Source organism: Bradyrhizobium sp. NBAIM18 (assembly GCF_020193825.1).
In the GTDB taxonomy this organism is placed as follows: Bacteria; Pseudomonadota; Alphaproteobacteria; order Rhizobiales; family Xanthobacteraceae; genus Bradyrhizobium; species Bradyrhizobium yuanmingense.
Genome location: NZ_JADYVO010000036.1, coordinates 17394 through 36502, shown reverse-complemented (window position 1 = coordinate 36502; position 19109 = coordinate 17394). Strand labels below are relative to the sequence as shown.

Below are 19109 nucleotides of genomic sequence, written 5' to 3'. Positions count from 1 at the left end.
GAAGCTAATCCGCTGGTCCATCGCACAGCTCTCTCGCCAAGGCATCGGCTGATCCTCCCAGCCGATAGAGAACTGTTACCCATCCATCCGGTCTACTGTGTTACCCATCTATCCGGTCTGGACAGCGTTCGACCCTCCCCCTCCAGGGGAGGGTAAAGGCACGCATCGCCCTCTTGGGCCTCGGTTGCCGGAACTGCCTCCCCCCGCTACAACGGCCTCGAAGAGGATCACACCATGTCCGACATGCGCTTGATTGTTGCGGGAGCCGGCGGCCGGATGGGCCGGGCGCTGGTGCGGGCGATTGCTGAAAGCGAGGGCGCCGTGCTGGCCGGCGCGCTGGAGGCGCCGGGCTCCGAACTGCTCGGCAAGGATGCCGGCGTGCTCGCCGGCCTGCCCGCCAACGGCATCAAGCTCTCCGCCGATCTCTGGGCGATATGCAAGGAGGCCGACGGCATCCTCGATTTCACAGTGCCTGCGGCGACCATCGCCAATGTCGCGATCGCCGCCGAGCGCGGCCTCGTGCACGTCGTCGGCACGACCGGCCTGTCCGGCTCGGACAATGCCGTGATCAAGAGCGTCACCAATCGCGCCGTGGTGGTGCAGTCGGGCAATATGAGTCTTGGCGTCAATCTGCTCGCCGCCGTGGTCAAGCGCGTTGCCAAGGCGCTCGACCAGAGTTTTGATATCGAGATCGTCGAGACCCATCACCGTATGAAGGTCGATGCGCCTTCGGGCACCGCGCTGATGCTGGGCCAGGCCGCAGCGAGCGGCCGCGGGGTTACTCTCGATGACCATTCCGAACGCGGCCGTGACGGCATCACCGGCGCCCGTCGGCCGGGCAATATCGGTTTCGCCTCCTTGCGCGGCGGCACCGTGGCCGGCGACCACAGCGTCACCTTCCTCGGCCCGTTCGAGCGCCTGACGCTATCGCATCAGGCCGAGGACCGCATGCTGTTCGCCCATGGTGCGCTCAAGGCGGCGCTGTGGGCGCACGGCAAGAAGCCGGGGCACTACACCATGGCCGACGTGCTCGGCCTCGACGATATCTGATCCAATCAAGCAACGGAAAGCAGTCAATGAGCGAACGCCTTCTCGTGCTCGTGCGCCACGGCCAGAGCGAATGGAATCTGAAAAACCTGTTCACGGGCTGGAAGGACCCTGACCTCACCGAGCTCGGCGTGAAGGAAGCCAAAGAAGCCGGCCGCAAGCTGAAGGCACAGGGCCTGGTGTTCGACGTCGCCTACACCTCGGTGCTGACGCGCGCGCAGCACACGCTCGATCTCATCCTCGCTGAGCTCGGCCAGGAGGGTCTGCCGACTTCGAAGGACCTCGCGCTCAACGAGCGCGACTACGGTGATCTCTCCGGTCTCAACAAGGACGACGCCCGCAAGAAATGGGGCGAGGAGCAGGTGCTGATCTGGCGCCGCTCCTACGACGTGCCGCCGCCCGGCGGCGAAAGCCTGAAGGACACGCTCGCGCGCGCGTTGCCGTACTACGTGCAGGAGATCCTGCCCGGTGTGCTCAACGGCAAGCGCACGCTGGTTGCCGCCCACGGCAACTCGCTGCGCGCGCTGATCATGGTGCTGGAGAAGCTCTCGCCCGAAGGCATTTTGAAGCGCGAGCTCGCCACCGGCGTGCCGATCATCTACCGCCTCAACGCGGATTCGACCGTGGCCTCGAAGCTGGACCTGGCGGGGTAGACTTTGCCGCAAGCGCGGTGCCGTAGGGTGGGTTAGACGGCGACTGCCGTCTAACCCACCACTTCTGTTCTGCGGAAACCAGAGAGGTGGATTACGCTGCGCTAACCCACCCTACGAAATCCTACTGCATCTTGCCTACTGCAGCCCCAGCTGCCCGGCCTCCCAGCCCAGCATCGCCTGCTTGCGGGTGATGCCCCAATGATAGCCGGTGAGCGTGCCGCTCTTGCCGAGTGCGCGGTGGCAGGGCACGACGAAGGAGACCGGGTTCTTGCCGACGGCGGCACCGACGGCGCGTGAAGCCTTGGGATTCCTGATGTTGCAGGCGATGTCGGAATAGGACACTGCGCGGCCCATCGGAATCTTCAAGAGCGTCTCCCACACCCGCACTTCGAAATCGGTGCCGATCAGCACCACGCGCAGCGGCTGATCCGGCCGCCACAATTTTGGATCGAAGATGCGCGCCGCGAGCGGCGCGGTGCCTTCATGATCTTCCACATAGGTGGCGTTCGGCCAGCGCCGCGTCATGTCGGCGAGCGCGATCTTCTCCTCGCCGTGATCGGCGAAGGCGAGGCCCGACAGGCCGCGGTCGGTGGCGATCACGATCGCTGTGCCGAACGGCGAGGAATGGAAGCCGTAGCGCAGGGTGAGGCCGGCACCGCCGTTCTTCCATTCGCCCGGCGACATCGCTTCATGGGTGACGAAGAGATCGTGCAGCCGGCCCGGCCCGGACAGGCCGGAGTCGAGCGCCGCGTCAAGGATGCTGGCGGAATCCCTGAGCAGGTTCTTGGCGTGATCGAGGGTGAGCGCCTGCATGAAAGCCTTCGGCGTGATCGAAGCCCAGCGGCGGAACAGATGGTGCAGCTCATCCGGCGTGACGCCAGCGGCATCCGCCATCGCTTCGATGGTCGGTTGCGCGCGCCAGTTCGCCGAGATGAAGGCGATCGCCCGCCGCACCGAATCATAGTCGCGCAACGCGGCGTTCTGGGTGCCCGGCCTGGCCAGGCGCTGGTCATGTATCGCAAGGGTCATCATGACCGGAAATGTAGGGGAGGCGCTGGCGCGAAACCACCCGATTTCCGACTGTGCTCAGGTCGCCGGATGATAGGTCGGGCCACGCCGCGCGGCGTTGAGAGCCCCCACCAAGGCATTGTAAAAGCTGGCCTTTTCTGCCGGCCCGAGAAAGCCCGCGATAAGCAGGCGGCGGCCGCGGGAGATCAGATAAAGGTGCTCGATGCCGTATTCCTCATCGACCTCCTGGTCGAGCCGGACCCAGAGCGGATTGAAGGTCCATTCGGCAACCTGGCCACGATGGCTGACGCGTCGCACCCGCAATTCCGACGGCGTCACCACGATTTCCTCGCTGGCCCGTGCGGCGCGAAAATTGACCTTGAAGGCCCACCAGATCACCAGCACGTCGAGACCGAAGAAGCCGAACACCGGCCAGGCGCCCATCATCAGGAAAGCAAGGCCCGTGACGAAGCCGACGGCGCTCAGGAACAGCATCACGGCGAGAAAGCCGGTGCGGTTCAGCGAGCGGTGCGGCGTCAGCAGCGCGGAGAAGATCTGAGGCTCGTCCTCGCTCTCGGATCGCGTCCGCGCAATTTCGTTGCCTGTGCTCATCGTCCATCAGTATATCCCGATCATGGCGAAAATCACCCTTAAGCCGGTCCCGCGCAAAGCGGCGGTGCCGAAGAAAACGGCAAGACCGGTCGCGACCAAGCCGAAAGCGCCCGCGAAGAAATCACTCAAAGCCACAAAGCCGTGGACGCCGGCCGAGGTCCACGAGGTCTTCAGCCGCTTCCGCAAGGCCAATCCGGAGCCCAAGGGCGAGCTCGAGCACGTCAACCCGTTCACGCTGCTCGTCGCGGTGGTGCTGTCGGCACAGGCGACCGACGCCGGCGTCAACAAGGCGACGCGTGCGCTGTTCGAGGTTGCCGACACCCCGCAGAAGATGCTCGATCTCGGCGAGGAGCGCTTGCGCGACTACATCAAGACGATCGGCCTCTACCGCACCAAGGCCAGGAACGTGATCGCGCTGTCGGCCAAGCTGCTCAATGAATTCGGCGGCGAGGTGCCGCGCACGCGCACGGAGATCGAGTCGTTGCCCGGCGCAGGCCGCAAGACCGCAAATGTCGTGCTCAACATGGCTTTCGGCGAGCACACCATGGCGGTCGACACCCATGTCTTCCGCGTCGGCAATCGCACGGGCCTAGCGCCCGGCAAGACGCCGCTCGAGGTCGAGCTTGGCCTGGAAAAGGTGATCCCGGCCGAGTTCATGCTGCACGCGCATCATTGGCTGATCCTGCACGGCCGCTATACGTGCCTCGCGCGCAAGCCGCGCTGCGAGGTCTGCCTGATCAACGATCTCTGTCGCTGGCCGGAGAAGACGGTGTGAGGCAGCGCCGCCCCGGGCGCCGCTATCGCACCTGCCGCGCCGGTTCGATCAGCTCGGGCCGCGGGCCCGACAGGCGCTTGTGCATGTGGACCATGAAGGCCATGCCGAAGATCGGCGTCGCCAGATTGACGATCGGGATCGAGACGAAGGCGGCGATGAACAGGCCGGCGGTGAAGATGGTCGCGGCATTGTCGCGCCGCATCGCCTTGGCCTCCTCCGGCGGGCGGAAGCGCATCGCGGCGAGCTCGAAATATTCGCGGCCGAGCAGCCAGGCGGCGGCGAGGAAGAAGATCAGGAAACCGGCGCCGGCGAACAGCACCAGCGGCAGAGCGGCGAGATAGACCAGGATGGCCACGAGCGCGGTCTTGATGCCCTCGAGCATCGCCCGGCTGAACGGCAGTGCCGCGCCCGGCCGCTCGGCCGGATAATGCTCGCGCTCGACGATGTCGGCGACGTCGTCGACGAACAGGCTCGCCACCAGCGAGGTGATCGCCGGCATCAGGAAGATGCCGCCGAACACGATGCCGAGACCCGTCGCGATCGAGACGATCCAGGAGAGAACCTCGATCGAAGAATGCCAGCCCGGCCCGAGCAGGCCTTCCAGCCACACCTCGCCGGAGGTCGCAAACCAGCTGAGCAGCCGCTGCAAGCCGATCGCCAGCACGGTGATCAGCACCAACGCGAGCCCGATCGACCGCCACAGGATCGAGCGCATCGGCGGCGAGATCAATTGCGACAGCGCCTTAATGGCGGCATCCAGCATGGGGGACCCTCTGAAACAAACACCTCGCGAGAGGTAGACACCCAATGCGGCTTCGGCAAGGGCGGCTTTCTTACCCTGCCCTGGAGGGGGAGGGTAAGATTCAGCCTAGTCGTGTCTATGCCCGTGCTTGCGCGCCTTCGCCGGTTTGCCATCCCCCGTCGGGATCATCACCACGCGGCCATAGCGCACGCCGCGTTCGGCGATGATGTGGTCGGCGAAATGTCTGACCTCGGAGGCTGCGCCGCGCAGCGCCGTCATCTCCATGCAATTGTTGTCGTCGAGGTGGACATGCAGCGTCGCCAGCGCGAGGTCGTGGTGGCCGTGGAATTCCTGCACCAGCCGTTTCGACAGATCGCGCGCCGCGTGGTCATAGACGTAGACGAGGCCGGCGACGCATTGGCCGGTTTTCGCGGTGTCCTCGGCGCTCTGCTGCAGGCCGGCGCGCGCGAGGTCGCGGATGATCTCGGAGCGGTTCTGGTAGCCGCGTGCTTCGGCTGCGGCATCGATCTCCGCCAACAGATCGTCCTCGATCGTGATCGTAATCCGCTGCATCAAGTCATCTCCGCGCAGGTCGCCGAATGAACCCGTTTTACACGGATTCTGCGACGCTCACAGCCGCGTCGCACGCAGCCGCAGCGCGTTGCCGACCACGCTGACCGAGGACAGCGCCATCGCCGCCGCGGCGATGATCGGGGAGAGCAGCAGACCGAACGCCGGATAGAGAACGCCGGCGGCGATCGGAATCCCGGCGGCGTTGTAGATGAAGGCGAAGAACAGGTTCTGCCGGATGTTGCTCATCGTCGCCTGCGACAGTTTTCGCGCGCGGACGATGCCGACGAGGTCGCCCTTGAGCAGCGTCACGCCGGCGCTCTCCATCGCAACGTCGGTGCCGGTGCCCATGGCGATGCCGACCTCGGCCGCCGCCAGTGCCGGCGCGTCGTTGACGCCGTCACCGGCCATGGCGACGCTGCGGCCTGCCTTCTGCAGCTTGGTCACTACCGCGCTCTTCTGGTCCGGCAGCACTTCGGCCTCGACCTCGGCGATGCCGAGCCGGCGCGCCACGGCCTCGGCAGTGGTGCGGTTGTCTCCGGTCAGCATGATCACCTTGATGCCTTCCGCCGCGAGCGCCTTCAGCGCCTCCGGCGTCGAGGCCTTGACCGGATCGGCGATCGCGAACAGGCCGGCAAGCCGGCCGTCGACGGCCATGTTGATCACGGTGGCGCCGTCGCCGCGCAGCCGTTCGGCTTCGGCGGCGAGCGAATGGGTGTCGACGCCGATCGACGACAGATATCTGGCATTGCCGAGCACGATGGTCTTGCCGTCGACCTTGCCCGTCGCGCCCTTGCCCGTCGGCGAGTCGAACTGCTCGACCTGGCCGAGGGTGAGCTGCTTTTCGTTGGCCGCGCGCACGATGGCGTCGGCCAGCGGATGCTCGCTGGCGCGCTCGACGGTGGCCGCCAGCCGGAGGATGTCTTCTTCCGCGAAGCCGGACGCCGGCGCGATCGTCACCACCTTGGGCTTGCCTTCGGTCAGCGTGCCGGTCTTGTCGACCACCAGCGTGTCGATCTTCTCCATCCGCTCCAGCGCTTCGGCGTTCTTGATCAGCACGCCGCCTTGCGCGCCGCGGCCGACGCCGACCATGATCGACATCGGGGTGGCCAGGCCCAGCGCACAGGGGCAGGCGATGATCAGCACGCTGACCGCGGCGACGAGGCCGAAGGCGAGCCGCGGCTCCGGTCCGAACCAAGCCCAGGCGGCAAAGGCCGCGACGGCGATGACGATCACCAGCGGCACGAACCAGCCGGAGACCTGATCGGCCAGGCGCTGGATCGGCGCGCGCGAGCGCTGCGCATCCGCGACCATCTGCACGATCTGCGACAGCAGCGTCTCGCGCCCGACCTTGTCGGCGCGCATGATGAAGCTGCCGGACTGGTTCAGCGTGCCGGCGATGACTTTTGCGCCAGCCTCCTTGGTGACCGGCATGGATTCGCCCGTCACCAGCGATTCATCGAGCGACGAGCGGCCTTCGAGGATGATGCCGTCGACCGGCACCTTCTCGCCGGGACGGACGCGCAGGCGATCGCCGGCGTGCAGCGTGTCGATCTCGACCTCGTGCTCGCTGCCGTCGGCGTCGACGCGGCGCGCGGTCTTCGGCGCGAGCTGCAGCAGCGCCTTGATCGCGCCCGAGGTCGCATCGCGGGCGCGCAGCTCCAGCACCTGGCCGAGCAGCACCAGGACGGTGATGACGGCGGCCGCCTCGAAATAGACCGCCACCGCGCCCTCATGGCCGCGGAAGGTGGCGGGGAAGATCTGCGGCGTGACCGTGCCGAGCACGCTGTAGACATAGGCAACGCCCGTGCCCATCGCGATCAGCGTGAACATGTTGAGATTGCGCGTCAGCAGCGATTGCCAGCCGCGGACGAAGAACGGCCAGCCGGCCCACAGCACCACGGGTGTTGCAAAGACGAGCTGGATCCAGTTCGACAGGATCGGATCTATCCAGCTGTGGGGGCCTGCGAGATGGCCGCCCATCTCCAGCGCGATCGGCGGCAGCGACAGCACGCCGCCGATCCAGAACCGCCGCGTCATGTCGGCGAGCTCGGGATTGGGGCCGGTCTCAAGGCTTGCGACCTCAGGCTCCAGCGCCATGCCGCAGATCGGGCACGTGCCCGGACCGACCTGGCGGATCTGCGGGTGCATCGGACAGGTGTAGATCGTGCCCGCGGGCATCTCCGGTTCGGGCGCCTTGTCCTTGGCAAGATACTTGGCGGGATCGGCGGCGAACTTGGTGCGGCAGCCGGCCGAGCAGAAATGGAAGGTCTCGCCGCGATGTGTGATGCGATGCTTCGAGGTCGCGGGATCGACCATCATGCCGCAGACGGGATCTTTGACCTTGCTTGCGGCGTCGCTGTGATCATGGCCGTGATGATGGTCGTGGCCGGCATGACCGCCGTGGCCGCCGCAGCATGAGGACGCCTCAGGCTTGGCCGCCGGAGCTGCAGCTTTCGTGGAACAGCCGCACCCGGAATGCGTTTGCGCGCTGTGACGATGCTCGTGCTCGTTGTTGTTCATTGCCATGTTCGGCCCTTGCGCCTGCTCTTGAAACCCATACCCGGTAGGGGTATATAGACCACATGCGCAAGGACATCAAGGCATCCGTCGGAAAACGTCTTGGCCGGATCGAGGGCCAGGTTCGTGGTCTCTCGAAAATGGTAGAGGAAGACCGCTATTGCATCGACATCGTGACGCAAATCGCGGCGGTGCGCGCCGCGTTGCGCCGGGTCGAGGAAGAGGTTTTGAAGGATCACGTCGCCCATTGCGTCGAGCACGCCATCACGAGCGGCGACAAGGCCGACCAGCGCGCTAAGATCGCGGAGCTGATGGCGGTGATCGGACGGGCGGATCGGTAGCGCGCGCGCTCTCCACCGTCATTGCTTCGCTGCGCTCGTGGCGAAGTCTCGTAGGGTGGGCAAAGCGGAGCGCGCCCACTATCGGCCAGTGATCGCGGAAGAACGTGGGCACGGCGCCTCGCGCCTCTGCCCACCGTACGAGATCGTGCGAACCTAAGCCGTCTTCTCCCGCGCCCGCGCGCGATACATCGCGAGCTCGCTCAGCTGCACGAAGTGCTCGGAGAACGTTGCGCTCGTTCCCGCAGGCGGCGCGCTCACTTCTTGAGCCGGAATTTCAACCGACGTCGCTTTGTCAGCCGCTTCAGGAACGAGGGGCGGCGCCACGAGCGCTTCTGGAAACACACTGAATGAGCCCGCCACCTCCTCGAGCGGCTTCTGCTTGTCGGCCCAGTGCAAGGCGGTGTAGTCGAACCCGTGCACGATGGTGGGTTTGACGACTTCGAAATAGGGCGAGATGTCGAAGTCGCGGGGCATGTAGAGCGAGGAATCGCGGATGTGCAGGATCTCGCGCCGTGCGGCGCGGCTGCCGGCCTTGGTGATCTTCGGCAGGATCGGGTAGCGCACGGCGTCGAAGGCCTGCGCGATCAGGGCCGAGCAGATGATCTTGGTCGGGTCGCCCGAGCCGATCGCGATCATGCGTCGGCGCCAGCGCTGCGGTATCGGCAGCGGGAACAGATAGCGCATGAGGTCGACGATGTTCTTGGTGTCGTAGCCGAAGCCGATGCGGTTGATCGCATAGCGGCACACCGTGGTGCGATCCTCATAGGACAGCCCGACCGGACGGCAGACGCGGGTATGATAGGGGAAATATTTCGACAGCGGCGCCGAGGTGACGCCCTCGCCGATATTGGCCTCGATCAGAACATGCGGCTCGCCATTGGGCTCCTCTGCCCCATCGATCGGACCGACATAGAGCGCGGCGTGCGACCAAGTCGACTGCGTCAGGTATTTGATGATGCCGGAGATGCGGTTGTTGCCCTCGACCAGCAGCACGTCGCCGGGCTCGATGATGCCGCGCAGATGCTCGGGGTCGCTCGGCGTGAACGGCTCATAGCCCGGCACCTCCTTTGAGAGGTACGCGGCAATCACCTTGCCGACAGAATCCAGGACCGTCCCCATCTCAACCCCCCACGGCCTTTTCCGGCCGTCTTTTTCCCTTCTCTACCATGGTCGAAACGTGTTGCAATTCGGTTCATCACTCTGTGAGATCAAGCATGGTTGATTCACCATCCTGGTTGCTGCGCATCATCGGATACGGCAAGGTTCGCGGGCTGTTCACGTTCGCCGCAAGTCCCCGGAAACCATGACATGACAATCACGCGCCGCGGCTTTCTTTCGGCGTCGGCGGCCCTTGCGGCGATGCCGGTGCTGCGCGCATCGGCTGCGCCCCTGCCGCGCGAGGCTGACATCGTCGTGATTGGCGCGGGGGCGGCGGGAATTGCCGCGGCGCGGCGCATCATCGCGACGGGCCGCAAGGTCATCGTGGTGGAGGCGGCCGCGCAAATCGGCGGCCGCTGCATCACCGACAGCACCACCTTCGACACGCCGTTCGACCGGGGCGCGCGCTGGATGTACAATCCCGACACCAACCCGATGATCCGGCTGGCGCGCAGTGCCGGGCTGGACGTGCTGCCGGCGCCCTCGGGCCAGAAGATGCGCATTGGCCGCCGCAACGCGCGCGCGGGCGAGACTGAGCAATTCCTGGCCGCCCTGGTGCGCGCCAACCGCGCCATCGACGAGGCCGGACGGGGCAAGCTCGACACCTCCTGCGCATCGGTGCTGCCGAAGGATCTCGGCGACTGGGCCGGCGCGGCCGAGTTCATGCTGGGTGCGAGCTTCGCCGGCAAGGACCTCAAGGAGCTGTCCGCCATCGACAAGGGACGCGCGCAGGACCGCAACGCGGCGATCGCCTGCCGCCAGGGTTTGGGCACACTGATCGCTAGGCTCGCCGAGCAGGCGCCGGTGGCGCTGTCGACGCCGGCGAGCCGCATCGCCTGGAGCAATCGCGACGTCAGCATCGAGACGCAAGCCGGCAAGATCGCGGCGCGCGCCGCCATCGTCACGGTCTCGACCAATGTGCTGACATCGGGCGCGATCAAGTTCGCGCCCGACATTCCCAAGCGGACGCTGGATGCGGCATCGAAGCTCAGCCTCGGTAGCTACGATCGCATCGTGCTGCAGCTGCCGGGCAATCCGCTCGGCCTGTCGCGCGACGATATCCTGATCGAGCAAAGCAATTCAACCCGCACGGCGCTGATGTTAGCCAATATCGGCGGCTCCTCGCTGTGCTCGATCGATGTCGGCGGCTCGTTCGGCCGCGATCTCGCCGAGCAGGGCGAGAGGGCGATGGTGGCTTTCGCCAGGGAATGGATCACGAAGCTGTTCGGCAGCGAGGCCGCTTCCGTGGTGCAGAAGACCAGCGCCACGCGCTGGAACGCCTCGCCTTACGTCATGGGCGCGATGTCGGCAGCCTCGCCCGGCGGCCAGCTGTCGCGAAGGACCCTGGCCGAGCCGATCGGCAATGTGTTCCTCGCCGGCGAAGCCACGCACGAGACGCTCTGGGGCACCGTCGACGGTGCATGGGAGAGCGGCGAACGTGCCGCGGACGCCGCCCTGCGCAAGATCGGCGCGCTGAAGGAGGAGCCGGCCGACGTGCCGACCCAGTCGACGAAGAAGCGGCGCGTGCCGAAGCAGTAAGACGATCAAGCCGCGATAAATTCCACTGTCGTCCCGGACCAGCGCAGCGAAGCGGAGCGCAGATTCGGGACCCATACTCACAGGGAGTGGTTTGGCGAAGACTCGGAGTTGCCACCTTGCCCCATAACCACTCCCCGGGGTTATGGGTCCCGGGCTCGCGCTACGCACGCCCCGGGACGACAGCGGAGATGTTACCGCAGCACGCCATCCAGCACCGGCAATCCAAAGATCACCGCCATCGCAATCAGCGCATAGCAGATGCCGCGAAACACCTTCTCGCTGGCGCGGCCGAACAATGAGCTGCCGAACGCAACGCCAACCGCATAGACCGGGCCGACGATCAGCGACAGCACCAGCGATTCGCGGCTGATCAGGCCGCTCGCCGCGTAGCTGATCATCGAGAAGAAATCCGAGGCGCCGAAGAACAGCACGATATTGGCGCGCGCGACCATCGGCGCGATCGGGCGGCCGAGCCAGTAGCCGACGATCGGCGGGCCTCCGGTCTGAGCGAGCCCGCTGCAGAAGCCGGAGAGGCCGCCGATGCCAACCGATAGCCAAGCGTGGTCCTTGCCGCGATAGCGCCAGCCCGACAGCAACAGCAGCAACAGCGCCGCAACGAAGCAGGAAATGATCCAGCGCGTGGTGACGGGTTCGAGTACGCTGAGGAAATAAGTGCCGATGGGGACGCCGATCAGCGCGCCCAGCACGATCACCGCGGTGGCCTTGCGATCAGCCTTTCGCCACGCATCCGGCAGCAGCGGCACGGCCGCGACGAAATCGATGACGAGAAGCAGGGCAGCAACGAGCCGCGGTGCCGCGATGCTGCTCGCCAGCGGCATGAAGATCAGCGCCGAACCGAAGCCGGAGAAGCCGCGCGCTGTGCCCGAAACGAAAGCGACGGCGCAGAGCGCCGCCGCAACCGTGAGGCTGACGTCCTTCGGAAGGAAGTCAGCAGGACTCATCCGCGCAACGTGCCGCCGGTCTTCTTGGTGACCTCGGCCACGATCTTCGTGGCGACCGCCTCGATCTCCTGATCGGTCAGGGTTTTCTCGCGCGGCTGCAGCGTGACCGCGATCGCGATCGACTTCTTGCCGTCATCGATGCCCTTGCCTTCGTAGATATCGAAGACATTGACGCCAGTGATCAGCTTCTTGTCGACGCCTTGCGCCGCGCGAACGATGTCGCCGGCCTTGACGGCGCGGTCGACGATGAAAGCGAAGTCACGCGACACCGGCTGGAAGGCCGAGAGCTCGATCAAGGGCTTGGCGCGCGTCGGCTTCTTCTTCGCCTCGGGGATGCGGTCGAGGATCACCTCAAACACGACAAGCGGCCCGTCGGCGCCGAGCGCCTCGAGCGCTCTGGGGTGCACTTCGCCGAAATATCCGAGCACGTTCTGCGGTCCGATCTGGATCGTACCGGAGCGGCCCGGATGCAGCCAGCCGGGACCACCCGCCACGATCTGCAGCGCCTGCATCGGCGCGCCTGCGGCCGCCAGCACGGCCAGCGCATCGGCCTTGGCGTCGAACACGTCGGCCTGCGCCGAGCCGGTCCAGTGCCGGCCGAGCCCTTCGGACGAAGCAAAGCCGCGGCGCACGCCACTCGCCGCCATGAACTGGTCCTGCGGGCGATCGCCTTTGAACACCTGGCCGACCTCGAACAGCGCGACATCGCCGAAGCCGCGATCGGCATTGGCCTGCGCCGCCGCGATCAGGCCGGCCAGCAGGGTCGGCCGCATGTCGGAGAGATCCGCGGCGATCGGGTTGGCCACTTCGAGCTCGCGCTGTCCGCCGCCGAACAATTCGGCCGCAGGCTTGGTGATGAACGACCAGGTCACGGCCTCGACCATGCCGCGGCTGGCGAGCGCGCGCCGCGCGCGGCGGATGCGCAGCTGCAGCGGCGTCAGCACCGGTTTGCGCGGCTCGTCGCCGCGCTCGAACGGCGTCATCGGCACCTTGTCGACGCCGAAAATGCGGACGATCTCCTCGACGATGTCGGCCTTGCCGTGCACGTCGGAGCGCCAGGACGGCACCGCGACCTTCACCACCGGGCCGGGACCCGCCATCATGAAGCCGAGATGGGTCAGGATGCGCTTCATCTCGACCTGCGGCACCTCGATGCCAGACAGGCGCTTGACTTCGGTGATCGGGAATTCGATCAGGCGGTCGTCGCCAAAGGTCTTGCCGACCAGGACGGTTTCAGAGGGCGCGCCGCCGCACAGCTCCATCACCAGTTTGGTCGCGAGCTCGATGCCGGGCACCATGAAGGCCGGATCGACGCCGCGTTCGAAGCGGTAGCGCGCGTCCGAATTGATGCCGAGCTTGCGGCCGGTCTGGGCGATGTTGATCTCGTTCCACAGCGCCGATTCGATCAGCACGTCGGTCGTGTTCTCGTCGCAGCCCGACGCTTCGCCGCCCATGATGCCGGCGAGCGATTCGACGCCGTGCTCGTCCGCGATCACGCAAATGGCGGGATCGAGATTGTAGGTGCGGCCGTCGAGCGCCAGCAGGCTCTCGCCCTCGCGCGCGCGGCGCACGACGAGATTGCCCTTCACCTTCCTGGCGTCGAACACGTGCAGCGGGCGCGCGCGGTCGTAGGTCACGAAGTTGGTGATGTCGACCAGCGCGTTGATCGGACGCAGCCCGATCGCGGTCAGCCGCTTCTGCAGCCATTCCGGCGACGGCCCGTTCTTGACCCCGCGCACGAGACGGAGCGCAAAGCCCGGGCAGAGCGTGGTATCCTCGACCGTGACCTTCACGGGGCAGGGGAATTCGCCCTTGACCGGCTTGATCGTGGGGTCCTTGAACTTGCCCATGTCGGCGGCGGCGAGATCGCGCGCGATGCCGTGCACGCCGGTGCAGTCCTGCCGGTTCGGCGTCAGATTGATCTCGAGCACGGGATCGCCGAGCCCGGCCCATTCGGCATAGGCAGCACCGATTGGCGCGTCCGCCGGCAATTCCATGATGCCGTCATGATCATTGGAGATCTGCAGCTCGGCCGCCGAGCACAGCATGCCGCGGCTCTCGACGCCGCGGATGGTGCCGACACCGAGCGTGATATCCTTGCCGGGAATGTAGGTGCCGGGCGGCGAGAACACGCTGACGAGCCCGGCGCGCGCGTTCGGCGCGCCGCACACCACTTGCACCGGCGCACTACCGTCGCCGGTGTCGACCATGCAGACCCGCAGCCGATCCGCATTCGGATGCTGCTCGGCCGAGATCACCTTCGCAATGGTGAACGGCTTCAGCGCCTTCGCCTTGTCCTCGATGTTCTCGACCTCGAGCCCGATCATGGTGAGCTTCTCGGCGAGCTTTTCGAGCGGCTCGTCGGTCTCGAGATGGTCCTTCAGCCAGGAGAGGGTGAATTTCACGAGCTCAGCCCTCCGGCAAGCGTTGGTACTTCGAGCGGCTTGAAGCCGTAATGGCCCAGCCAGCGGACGTCGCTGTCGAACAGCTGGCGCAGATCGGCGATGCCGTATTTCAGCATGGCGATGCGGTCGATGCCCATGCCCCAGGCAAAACCCTGGTACTCGTCGGGATCGATGCCGCAGGCGCGCAGCACGTTGGGATGCACCATGCCGCAGCCGAGGATCTCGAGCCAATCTTCGCCCTCGCCGAAGCGGATCTCGCCCTTGTCGCGGCGGCACTGGATGTCGACTTCCAGCGACGGCTCGGTGAACGGGAAGAACGACGGGCGGAAGCGCATGTTGATGTGATCGACTTCGAAGAATGCCTTGCAGAACTCGTGCAGGATCCATTTGAGGTGGCCGAGATGCGAGCTCTTGTCGATGACGAGGCCCTCGACCTGGTGGAATTGCGGCGTGTGGGTCGCGTCCGAATCGATGCGATAGGTGCGGCCCGGGCAGATCACGCGGATCGGCGGCTTCTGGCTCAGCATGGTGCGCACCTGCACCGGCGAGGTGTGGGTCCGCAGCAGCATGCGCGAGCCGTCCTGCTTCGGATGGAAGAAGAACGTGTCGTGCATCTCGCGCGCCGGATGGCCTTCCGGGAAATTCAGCTTGGTGAAATTGTAGTCGTCGGTCTCGATGTCGGGGCCTTCGGCGACCGAGAAGCCCATGTCGGCGAAGATGGTGGTGAGCTCGTCCCAGACCTGGCTCAGCGGATGGATGCGGCCGGCCTCAGCCGGCGCATCGCGCAGCGGCAGGGTGACGTCGACGGTCTCGGACGCCAGCCGCGCATCGAGCGCCGCCGACTTCAGCACGTCGCGCCGGACTGCGAGCGCCTGCGTGACCTTGTCCTTGGCGAGGTTGATCGCGGCGCCTTGCGTCTTGCGTTCCTCCGGCGACATCTTGCCGAGCGTGGCAAGCAGCGCCGAGATCGAACCCTTCTTGCCGAGGGCCGCGACGCGCACCGCCTCCAGGGCGGCTTCATCGCCGGCGGCGGCGATCTGGTCGAGGATGGATGTTTCGAGCGTTGCGAGGTCGGACACAGTCAAATCCTTGGCTCTGAATTCGGCTGGGTTGTCGCCGCCCGAAGGCCGTAACGTCAAGCAAAAAGCCGGTCATTTCGGGCACATGGCCGGCTGGGTTGAACCCTGCGCGGGGAGGCGGCACCAACGGGGAGACGAGGAGATCTTTGCGATGCCTTCGAGGCCCTGCCTTGCTGTTTGTCTTGCCGTTCTGGCTGTCGTTCTGTCGGGCGTTGGCACCCCTGCTCGCGCCATGATCTGCATGGAAACGTCCATGACGTCGGATGAGGTCGTCGACACGATCAACAAGCAGACCAGTTGCGAAGGCGCGATGAAGGTGTTTCGGGACTGCCAATCGGGCGCAAGCGGCGATGTCGAGCTTGGCGCCGCCGTCGAAAGGAAATGCGAGGCGGACTTCATGCCCGGCCTCAACACGGCGCAGCAGCAGGCTTACAAACGCGAGATGCGCGTCTGCGACCAGAAGTACCGGAACAAGTCCGGCACCATGTATGTCTCGTTCGCAGCTTTTTGCCGGGCAGAGGTCGCCCGGCGCCACTCGCAGCGCGCGCTGAAGGCTGCGGGCCAGAAGGCCCGCTAGCGCAAGCCTCAGGCAGCCAGCGCGGCCTTGACCGGCTTACGCCGCAAGGGCGGCTTTGGCCTTCTCGGCGATCGCCTGGAACGCGGCGGGCTCGCGGATCGCGAGATCCGACAGCACCTTGCGGTCCACGGTGATGCCCGACTTGGCAAGGCCGTCGATAAATCGGCTGTAGGTCAGGCCGAACGGACGGACCGCGGCGTTGAGGCGCTGGATCCAGAGCGCGCGGAAGGTGCGCTTGCGACGCTTGCGGTCGCGGAAGGCGTATTGCTGGGCCTTTTCCACGGCCGGCTTGGCGGCGCGGATGGTGTTCTTGCGGCGGCCATAGAAGCCCTTGGCGGCCTTGTAGACTTTCTTGTGCTTGGCGTGGGCGGTCACACCGCGTTTGACGCGAGACATGACGAAATCCTTCAGAGATGACTTTGGTTATCGGATCGCCGCGGGATGCGCGGCAGAGGTGGCAATGATCGTGGACGCGATCAGGCGTTCGGCAAGAAGTACTTCTTGACGTTGTCGCCGTCGGTCTTGAACAGCACGCGGGTGCCGCGGAGCTGACGGATCTGCTTCTTCGTCCGCTTGATCATGCCGTGACGCTTGCCGCGCTGGGCGTGCATCACTTTGCCGGTGGCAGTCACCTTGAAGCGCTTTTTGGCGCCCGATTTGGTCTTCAGCTTGGGCATTTGGCTCTCCTAATGGCCACAGAGATCCGCCCGCGAAGGCGGCTGGACCGTCAAAAATGCTCGTTAGAGCGTTGATTGTGCTCAAGTTTTGCGAACGAGCGCGAAACCCGCACGAGACATCGCCACGGCAGCCCGTAAATCAGCCGGGCGATGAAGGCTGGGCTTATGACAGAGGACAGGCCAATTGGCAACGATGAACCGCCGAAACCGGCCCGCCGACTATTGGAGGTTGCCACCCCTCATGTCCAAGCCTTCTCGCCTGAAGCAGGTCCAAAATGGCTCATTTCCCGCAACTTCTGATTGCATTCACCCGCTCGCGCCCTCTGGCGCTGTTCGCCGTGCTCGCCGCGGCTGCGCTGCCACAGGCGGCTGACGCCCGCGCCGGCGGCTATGACGGCATCTGGAACGTCACCTTCGCCACCACCCGCGGCAATTGCAGCTCGGGTTACAGCGTTCCCTTCACCGTGACCGGCACCCGCGTCTCCTCCGCCGGCGGCGGCCGGGTCTCGGGCCGGGTCAAGCGCTCCGGCGCTGTCGCCGTGCAGGTCTCGGTCGGCGCGTCCCACGCCAGTGGCGGCGGCCGGCTCGCCGGCGTGAACGGCGCCGGATCGTGGAAGGGAATTATCTCAGGCGACCAGTGCAGCGGAACCTGGCGGGCGACGAGGACCTGACACACAAAACGGCCCGCCGGGGATCCGGACGGGCCGTTGAATTCTTGAGGTCCTAAAGCGTTGCGCGTCAGCGCGGCGCCAGCACCATCACCACCTGGCGACCTTCGAACCGCGCGTCCTGCTCGACCTTGGCGAGCTCGGCCACGTCGGTCTTGATCTTGTCGAGCAGCTTGGTGCCGATCTCCTGGTGCGCCATTTCGCGGCCGCGATAGCGCAGCGTGATCTTGACCTTGTCGCCCTCTTCGAAGAAGCGCTGCATCGCGCGCATCTTCACGTCGTAATCGTGGTCGTCGATCATCGGACGGAGCTTGATCTCCTTGATCTCGACGGTCTTCTGCCGTTTGCGGGCTTCCGCGGCTTTCTTCTGAGCGGAATACTTATACTTCCCGTAGTCCATGATCTTGCAGACGGGAGGGCTGGTATTCGGCGAAATCTCGACCAGATCCATCCCGACTTCCTGCGCCATGCGGATGGCGACGACGGTCTCGACCGTACCTTTGTTGTCACCGGTCTGGTCGATCAGCTGGATCTGCGCATTGCGGATATCATCATTGATGCGCGGCCCGTCTTTGCTGGCAGCGGGCGGAGCTTTATTAGGACGGCGAATGGGTGGTTCTCCAAAGTTGTGAAAGAAGCGGCTATTTTGAAGGAAGATGCGTTTGCCGGCAAGCAAGTCGCTGGTGCGAGGCGCGAAAAACCCTCAAATGCGAGGCATTTTGGTCACGGCCCTCGGCACGCTGACCGACATAGACACCTTGCGTCTGTTCCGCAAGCGTCCCAAAGGACCAATAGCGATGCCGGTCGTGCTTTCGGAACAGGTCCGGACAGCTCAAACCGCACAGCCAGAGTAAACGTTCCATGACCGATGCAATTCCCGATGCCGTACTTGAGTTCATCGAGGTGGGCGAGGGGCCGTCCGCACGCAGGATCGCGGTGCGCCGCCGTCCCGGAAAAGGCCCCGGCCTGGTCTGGCTGGGCGGATTCAAGTCGGACATGCAGGGCGGCAAGGCCGTGGCGCTGGATGCCTGGGCCCACGAGCACGGACGCGCAATCGTCCGGTTCGATTATTCCGGCCACGGCGAATCCAGCGGCGATTTCGCCATTGGGACCATCGGCAGCTGGCTCGAGGATAGTGTTGCGGTGTTCGAACGCTTCTGCGACGGCCCGCAAATCCTGATCGGCTCGTCGATGGGCGGCTGGATGGCGCTGCTGCTCGCCCGCGAGATCAAGAAGCGTGCCGGCAAAGCGTCGCTTGCAGGGCTCGTGCTGATCGCGCCGGCGCCCGATTTCACCGAAGAGCTGATGTGGAAGAATTTTTCGCCCGCGGTGAAGAAGGAGATCGAGACCAAGGGCTTCTGGCTGCGCCCGTCGGAATATGGCGACGGCTCGCCCTATCCGATCACGCGGAACCTGATCGAGGAGGGACGCAACCACCTCGTGCTCGGCAGCGCCATCGATCTCGGCTGCCCCGTCCGCATCCTGCAAGGCGCGAAAGACCCTGATGTGCCCTGGCAGCACGCGTTTGCGCTGACCCATCGCCTGCCGGCCGACGACGTCGTGCTGACCATGATTCAGGACGGCGATCACCGCCTCTCCCGCCCGCAGGACATCGCGCGCCTTCTTGCGGCGGTGGCTGAGATCGGGTGAAGTGTTGCCAAATGCTCAGTGTCATCGTCCGCGAAGGCGGACGATCCAGTATTCCAGAGGCAGCTGTGCTTGAACCGAGAAGCCGCGGTGTACTGGATGCCCCGCCTTCGCGGGGCATGACGAGAA

Annotated in this window: 20 protein-coding genes; 8 read left to right on the top strand and 12 right to left on the bottom strand. The window is 65.5% G+C overall.

What is annotated here, in order from left to right; translation table 11 throughout:
• Nucleotides 1-234 precede the first annotated feature (234 nt).
• Both dapB and I6F17_RS36240 read left to right on the top strand, forming a co-directional pair.
• Nucleotides 235-1050 carry a 4-hydroxy-tetrahydrodipicolinate reductase gene (dapB, locus tag I6F17_RS36245; protein WP_225131674.1) on the top strand — a complete coding sequence of 272 codons (816 nt, stop codon included), beginning with the start codon at nt 235-237 and terminating at the stop codon, nt 1048-1050.
• Between the two features lie 26 nt (nt 1051-1076).
• Nucleotides 1077-1700 (top strand): 2,3-bisphosphoglycerate-dependent phosphoglycerate mutase, encoded by a 624-nt coding sequence (locus I6F17_RS36240; protein ID WP_036003261.1) that lies wholly within the window; start codon nt 1077-1079, stop codon nt 1698-1700.
• Between the two features lie 135 nt (nt 1701-1835).
• Here I6F17_RS36240 and I6F17_RS36235 read toward each other — a convergent pair whose 3' ends face one another.
• Nucleotides 1836-2732 (bottom strand): bifunctional helix-turn-helix domain-containing protein/methylated-DNA--[protein]-cysteine S-methyltransferase, encoded by an 897-nt coding sequence (locus I6F17_RS36235; RefSeq protein ID WP_036024351.1) that lies wholly within the window; start codon nt 2730-2732, stop codon nt 1836-1838.
• 54 nt (nt 2733-2786) lie between these two features.
• Nucleotides 2787-3320, bottom strand: coding sequence for a DUF2244 domain-containing protein (locus I6F17_RS36230; RefSeq protein WP_036046079.1), 534 nt, complete (start codon nt 3318-3320; stop codon nt 2787-2789).
• A 22-nt stretch (nt 3321-3342) separates the two neighbouring features.
• On the opposite strand from I6F17_RS36230, the gene nth reads away from it, so the two are divergent.
• Complete coding sequence (gene nth, locus I6F17_RS36225) at nt 3343-4095, top strand: endonuclease III (RefSeq protein WP_036046081.1); 753 nt, start codon at nt 3343-3345, stop codon at nt 4093-4095.
• A 22-nt stretch (nt 4096-4117) separates the two neighbouring features.
• Here the strand turns inward: nth and I6F17_RS36220 are convergent, their stop codons facing one another.
• The 3 genes from I6F17_RS36220 to I6F17_RS36210 form a co-directional block, all read right to left on the bottom strand.
• Nucleotides 4118-4858, bottom strand: a complete 741-nt coding sequence (locus I6F17_RS36220) for a sulfate transporter family protein (protein WP_225131675.1) — start codon at nt 4856-4858, stop codon at nt 4118-4120.
• Between the two features lie 105 nt (nt 4859-4963).
• Nucleotides 4964-5410, bottom strand: coding sequence for a nickel-responsive transcriptional regulator NikR (gene nikR / locus I6F17_RS36215; protein ID WP_225131676.1), 447 nt, complete (start codon nt 5408-5410; stop codon nt 4964-4966).
• A gap of 57 nt (nt 5411-5467) precedes the next feature.
• Nucleotides 5468-7930, bottom strand: coding sequence for a heavy metal translocating P-type ATPase (locus tag I6F17_RS36210; protein ID WP_225131699.1), 2463 nt, complete (start codon nt 7928-7930; stop codon nt 5468-5470).
• Nucleotides 7931-7992: 62 nt separating this feature from the next.
• Here I6F17_RS36210 and I6F17_RS36205 point away from each other — a divergent pair, with 62 nt between their 5' ends.
• The gene (locus I6F17_RS36205; RefSeq protein ID WP_036046092.1) at nt 7993-8268 is read left to right on the top strand and encodes a metal-sensitive transcriptional regulator; all 276 of its coding nucleotides are present in this window, start codon (nt 7993-7995) and stop codon (nt 8266-8268) included.
• A 153-nt stretch (nt 8269-8421) separates the two neighbouring features.
• Here the strand turns inward: I6F17_RS36205 and I6F17_RS36200 are convergent, their stop codons facing one another.
• Nucleotides 8422-9387: a YiiX/YebB-like N1pC/P60 family cysteine hydrolase gene (locus tag I6F17_RS36200; RefSeq protein ID WP_036045695.1), complete on the bottom strand. Its 966-nt coding sequence runs from the start codon at nt 9385-9387 to the stop codon at nt 8422-8424.
• A gap of 189 nt (nt 9388-9576) precedes the next feature.
• Between I6F17_RS36200 and I6F17_RS36195 the strand changes: the two genes are divergently transcribed.
• The gene (locus I6F17_RS36195) at nt 9577-10965 is read left to right on the top strand and encodes an NAD(P)/FAD-dependent oxidoreductase (RefSeq protein ID WP_225131677.1); all 1389 of its coding nucleotides are present in this window, start codon (nt 9577-9579) and stop codon (nt 10963-10965) included.
• Nucleotides 10966-11156: 191 nt separating this feature from the next.
• On the opposite strand, the gene I6F17_RS36190 is transcribed toward I6F17_RS36195, so the two are convergent.
• Genes I6F17_RS36190 through pheS form a run of 3 tightly spaced genes read right to left on the bottom strand, consistent with a single transcriptional unit; the run spans nt 11157 to nt 15411 of the window.
• Entirely contained in the window at nt 11157-11927 is a 771-nt protein-coding gene (locus I6F17_RS36190) for a sulfite exporter TauE/SafE family protein (RefSeq protein WP_225131678.1), read from the bottom strand.
• Entirely contained in the window at nt 11924-14332 is a 2409-nt protein-coding gene (gene pheT, locus I6F17_RS36185) for a phenylalanine--tRNA ligase subunit beta (protein ID WP_225131679.1), read from the bottom strand. Before pheT ends, I6F17_RS36190 begins: the two co-directional genes overlap by 4 nt.
• Entirely contained in the window at nt 14329-15411 is a 1083-nt protein-coding gene (gene pheS / locus I6F17_RS36180) for a phenylalanine--tRNA ligase subunit alpha (RefSeq protein ID WP_225131680.1), read from the bottom strand. The genes pheT and pheS overlap by 4 nt, the downstream gene beginning before the upstream one ends.
• A gap of 253 nt (nt 15412-15664) precedes the next feature.
• Between pheS and I6F17_RS36175 the strand changes: the two genes are divergently transcribed.
• The gene (locus I6F17_RS36175) at nt 15665-15988 is read left to right on the top strand and encodes a hypothetical protein (protein ID WP_225131681.1); all 324 of its coding nucleotides are present in this window, start codon (nt 15665-15667) and stop codon (nt 15986-15988) included.
• A 36-nt stretch (nt 15989-16024) separates the two neighbouring features.
• Here I6F17_RS36175 and rplT read toward each other — a convergent pair whose 3' ends face one another.
• Together rplT and rpmI are read right to left on the bottom strand one after the other, a co-directional pair.
• On the bottom strand, nt 16025-16384 hold the full coding sequence (gene rplT / locus I6F17_RS36170) for a 50S ribosomal protein L20 (protein WP_027550107.1): 360 nt from the start codon (nt 16382-16384) through the stop codon (nt 16025-16027).
• 80 nt (nt 16385-16464) lie between these two features.
• Complete coding sequence (rpmI, locus tag I6F17_RS36165; RefSeq protein WP_008539890.1) at nt 16465-16665, bottom strand: 50S ribosomal protein L35; 201 nt, start codon at nt 16663-16665, stop codon at nt 16465-16467.
• 275 nt (nt 16666-16940) lie between these two features.
• On the opposite strand from rpmI, the gene I6F17_RS36160 reads away from it, so the two are divergent.
• Nucleotides 16941-17336, top strand: a complete 396-nt coding sequence (locus I6F17_RS36160) for a hypothetical protein (RefSeq protein WP_225131682.1) — start codon at nt 16941-16943, stop codon at nt 17334-17336.
• A 67-nt stretch (nt 17337-17403) separates the two neighbouring features.
• Here the strand turns inward: I6F17_RS36160 and infC are convergent, their stop codons facing one another.
• Nucleotides 17404-17943, bottom strand: a complete 540-nt coding sequence (gene infC, locus I6F17_RS36155; protein WP_074447655.1) for a translation initiation factor IF-3 — start codon at nt 17941-17943, stop codon at nt 17404-17406.
• A gap of 251 nt (nt 17944-18194) precedes the next feature.
• Here infC and I6F17_RS36150 point away from each other — a divergent pair, with 251 nt between their 5' ends.
• Nucleotides 18195-18983, top strand: coding sequence for an alpha/beta hydrolase (locus I6F17_RS36150; RefSeq protein WP_225131683.1), 789 nt, complete (start codon nt 18195-18197; stop codon nt 18981-18983).
• The last annotated feature ends 126 nt before the right edge of the window (nt 18984-19109 follow it).

Coding starts and splice junctions, on each gene's coding strand:
- dapB (WP_225131674.1), top strand. CDS start 235: ATGTCCGACATGCGCTTGATTGTTGCGGGAGCCGGCGGCCGGATGGGC.
- I6F17_RS36240 (WP_036003261.1), top strand. CDS start 1,077: ATGAGCGAACGCCTTCTCGTGCTCGTGCGCCACGGCCAGAGCGAATGG.
- I6F17_RS36235 (WP_036024351.1), bottom strand. CDS start 2,732: ATGATGACCCTTGCGATACATGACCAGCGCCTGGCCAGGCCGGGCACC.
- I6F17_RS36230 (WP_036046079.1), bottom strand. CDS start 3,320: ATGAGCACAGGCAACGAAATTGCGCGGACGCGATCCGAGAGCGAGGAC.
- nth (WP_036046081.1), top strand. CDS start 3,343: ATGGCGAAAATCACCCTTAAGCCGGTCCCGCGCAAAGCGGCGGTGCCG.
- I6F17_RS36220 (WP_225131675.1), bottom strand. CDS start 4,858: ATGCTGGATGCCGCCATTAAGGCGCTGTCGCAATTGATCTCGCCGCCG.
- nikR (WP_225131676.1), bottom strand. CDS start 5,410: ATGCAGCGGATTACGATCACGATCGAGGACGATCTGTTGGCGGAGATC.
- I6F17_RS36210 (WP_225131699.1), bottom strand. CDS start 7,930: ATGAACAACAACGAGCACGAGCATCGTCACAGCGCGCAAACGCATTCC.
- I6F17_RS36205 (WP_036046092.1), top strand. CDS start 7,993: ATGCGCAAGGACATCAAGGCATCCGTCGGAAAACGTCTTGGCCGGATC.
- I6F17_RS36200 (WP_036045695.1), bottom strand. CDS start 9,387: ATGGGGACGGTCCTGGATTCTGTCGGCAAGGTGATTGCCGCGTACCTC.
- I6F17_RS36195 (WP_225131677.1), top strand. CDS start 9,577: ATGACAATCACGCGCCGCGGCTTTCTTTCGGCGTCGGCGGCCCTTGCG.
- I6F17_RS36190 (WP_225131678.1), bottom strand. CDS start 11,927: ATGAGTCCTGCTGACTTCCTTCCGAAGGACGTCAGCCTCACGGTTGCG.
- I6F17_RS36175 (WP_225131681.1), top strand. CDS start 15,665: ATGACGTCGGATGAGGTCGTCGACACGATCAACAAGCAGACCAGTTGC.
- rplT (WP_027550107.1), bottom strand. CDS start 16,384: ATGTCTCGCGTCAAACGCGGTGTGACCGCCCACGCCAAGCACAAGAAA.
- rpmI (WP_008539890.1), bottom strand. CDS start 16,665: ATGCCCAAGCTGAAGACCAAATCGGGCGCCAAAAAGCGCTTCAAGGTG.
- I6F17_RS36160 (WP_225131682.1), top strand. CDS start 16,941: ATGGCTCATTTCCCGCAACTTCTGATTGCATTCACCCGCTCGCGCCCT.
- I6F17_RS36150 (WP_225131683.1), top strand. CDS start 18,195: ATGACCGATGCAATTCCCGATGCCGTACTTGAGTTCATCGAGGTGGGC.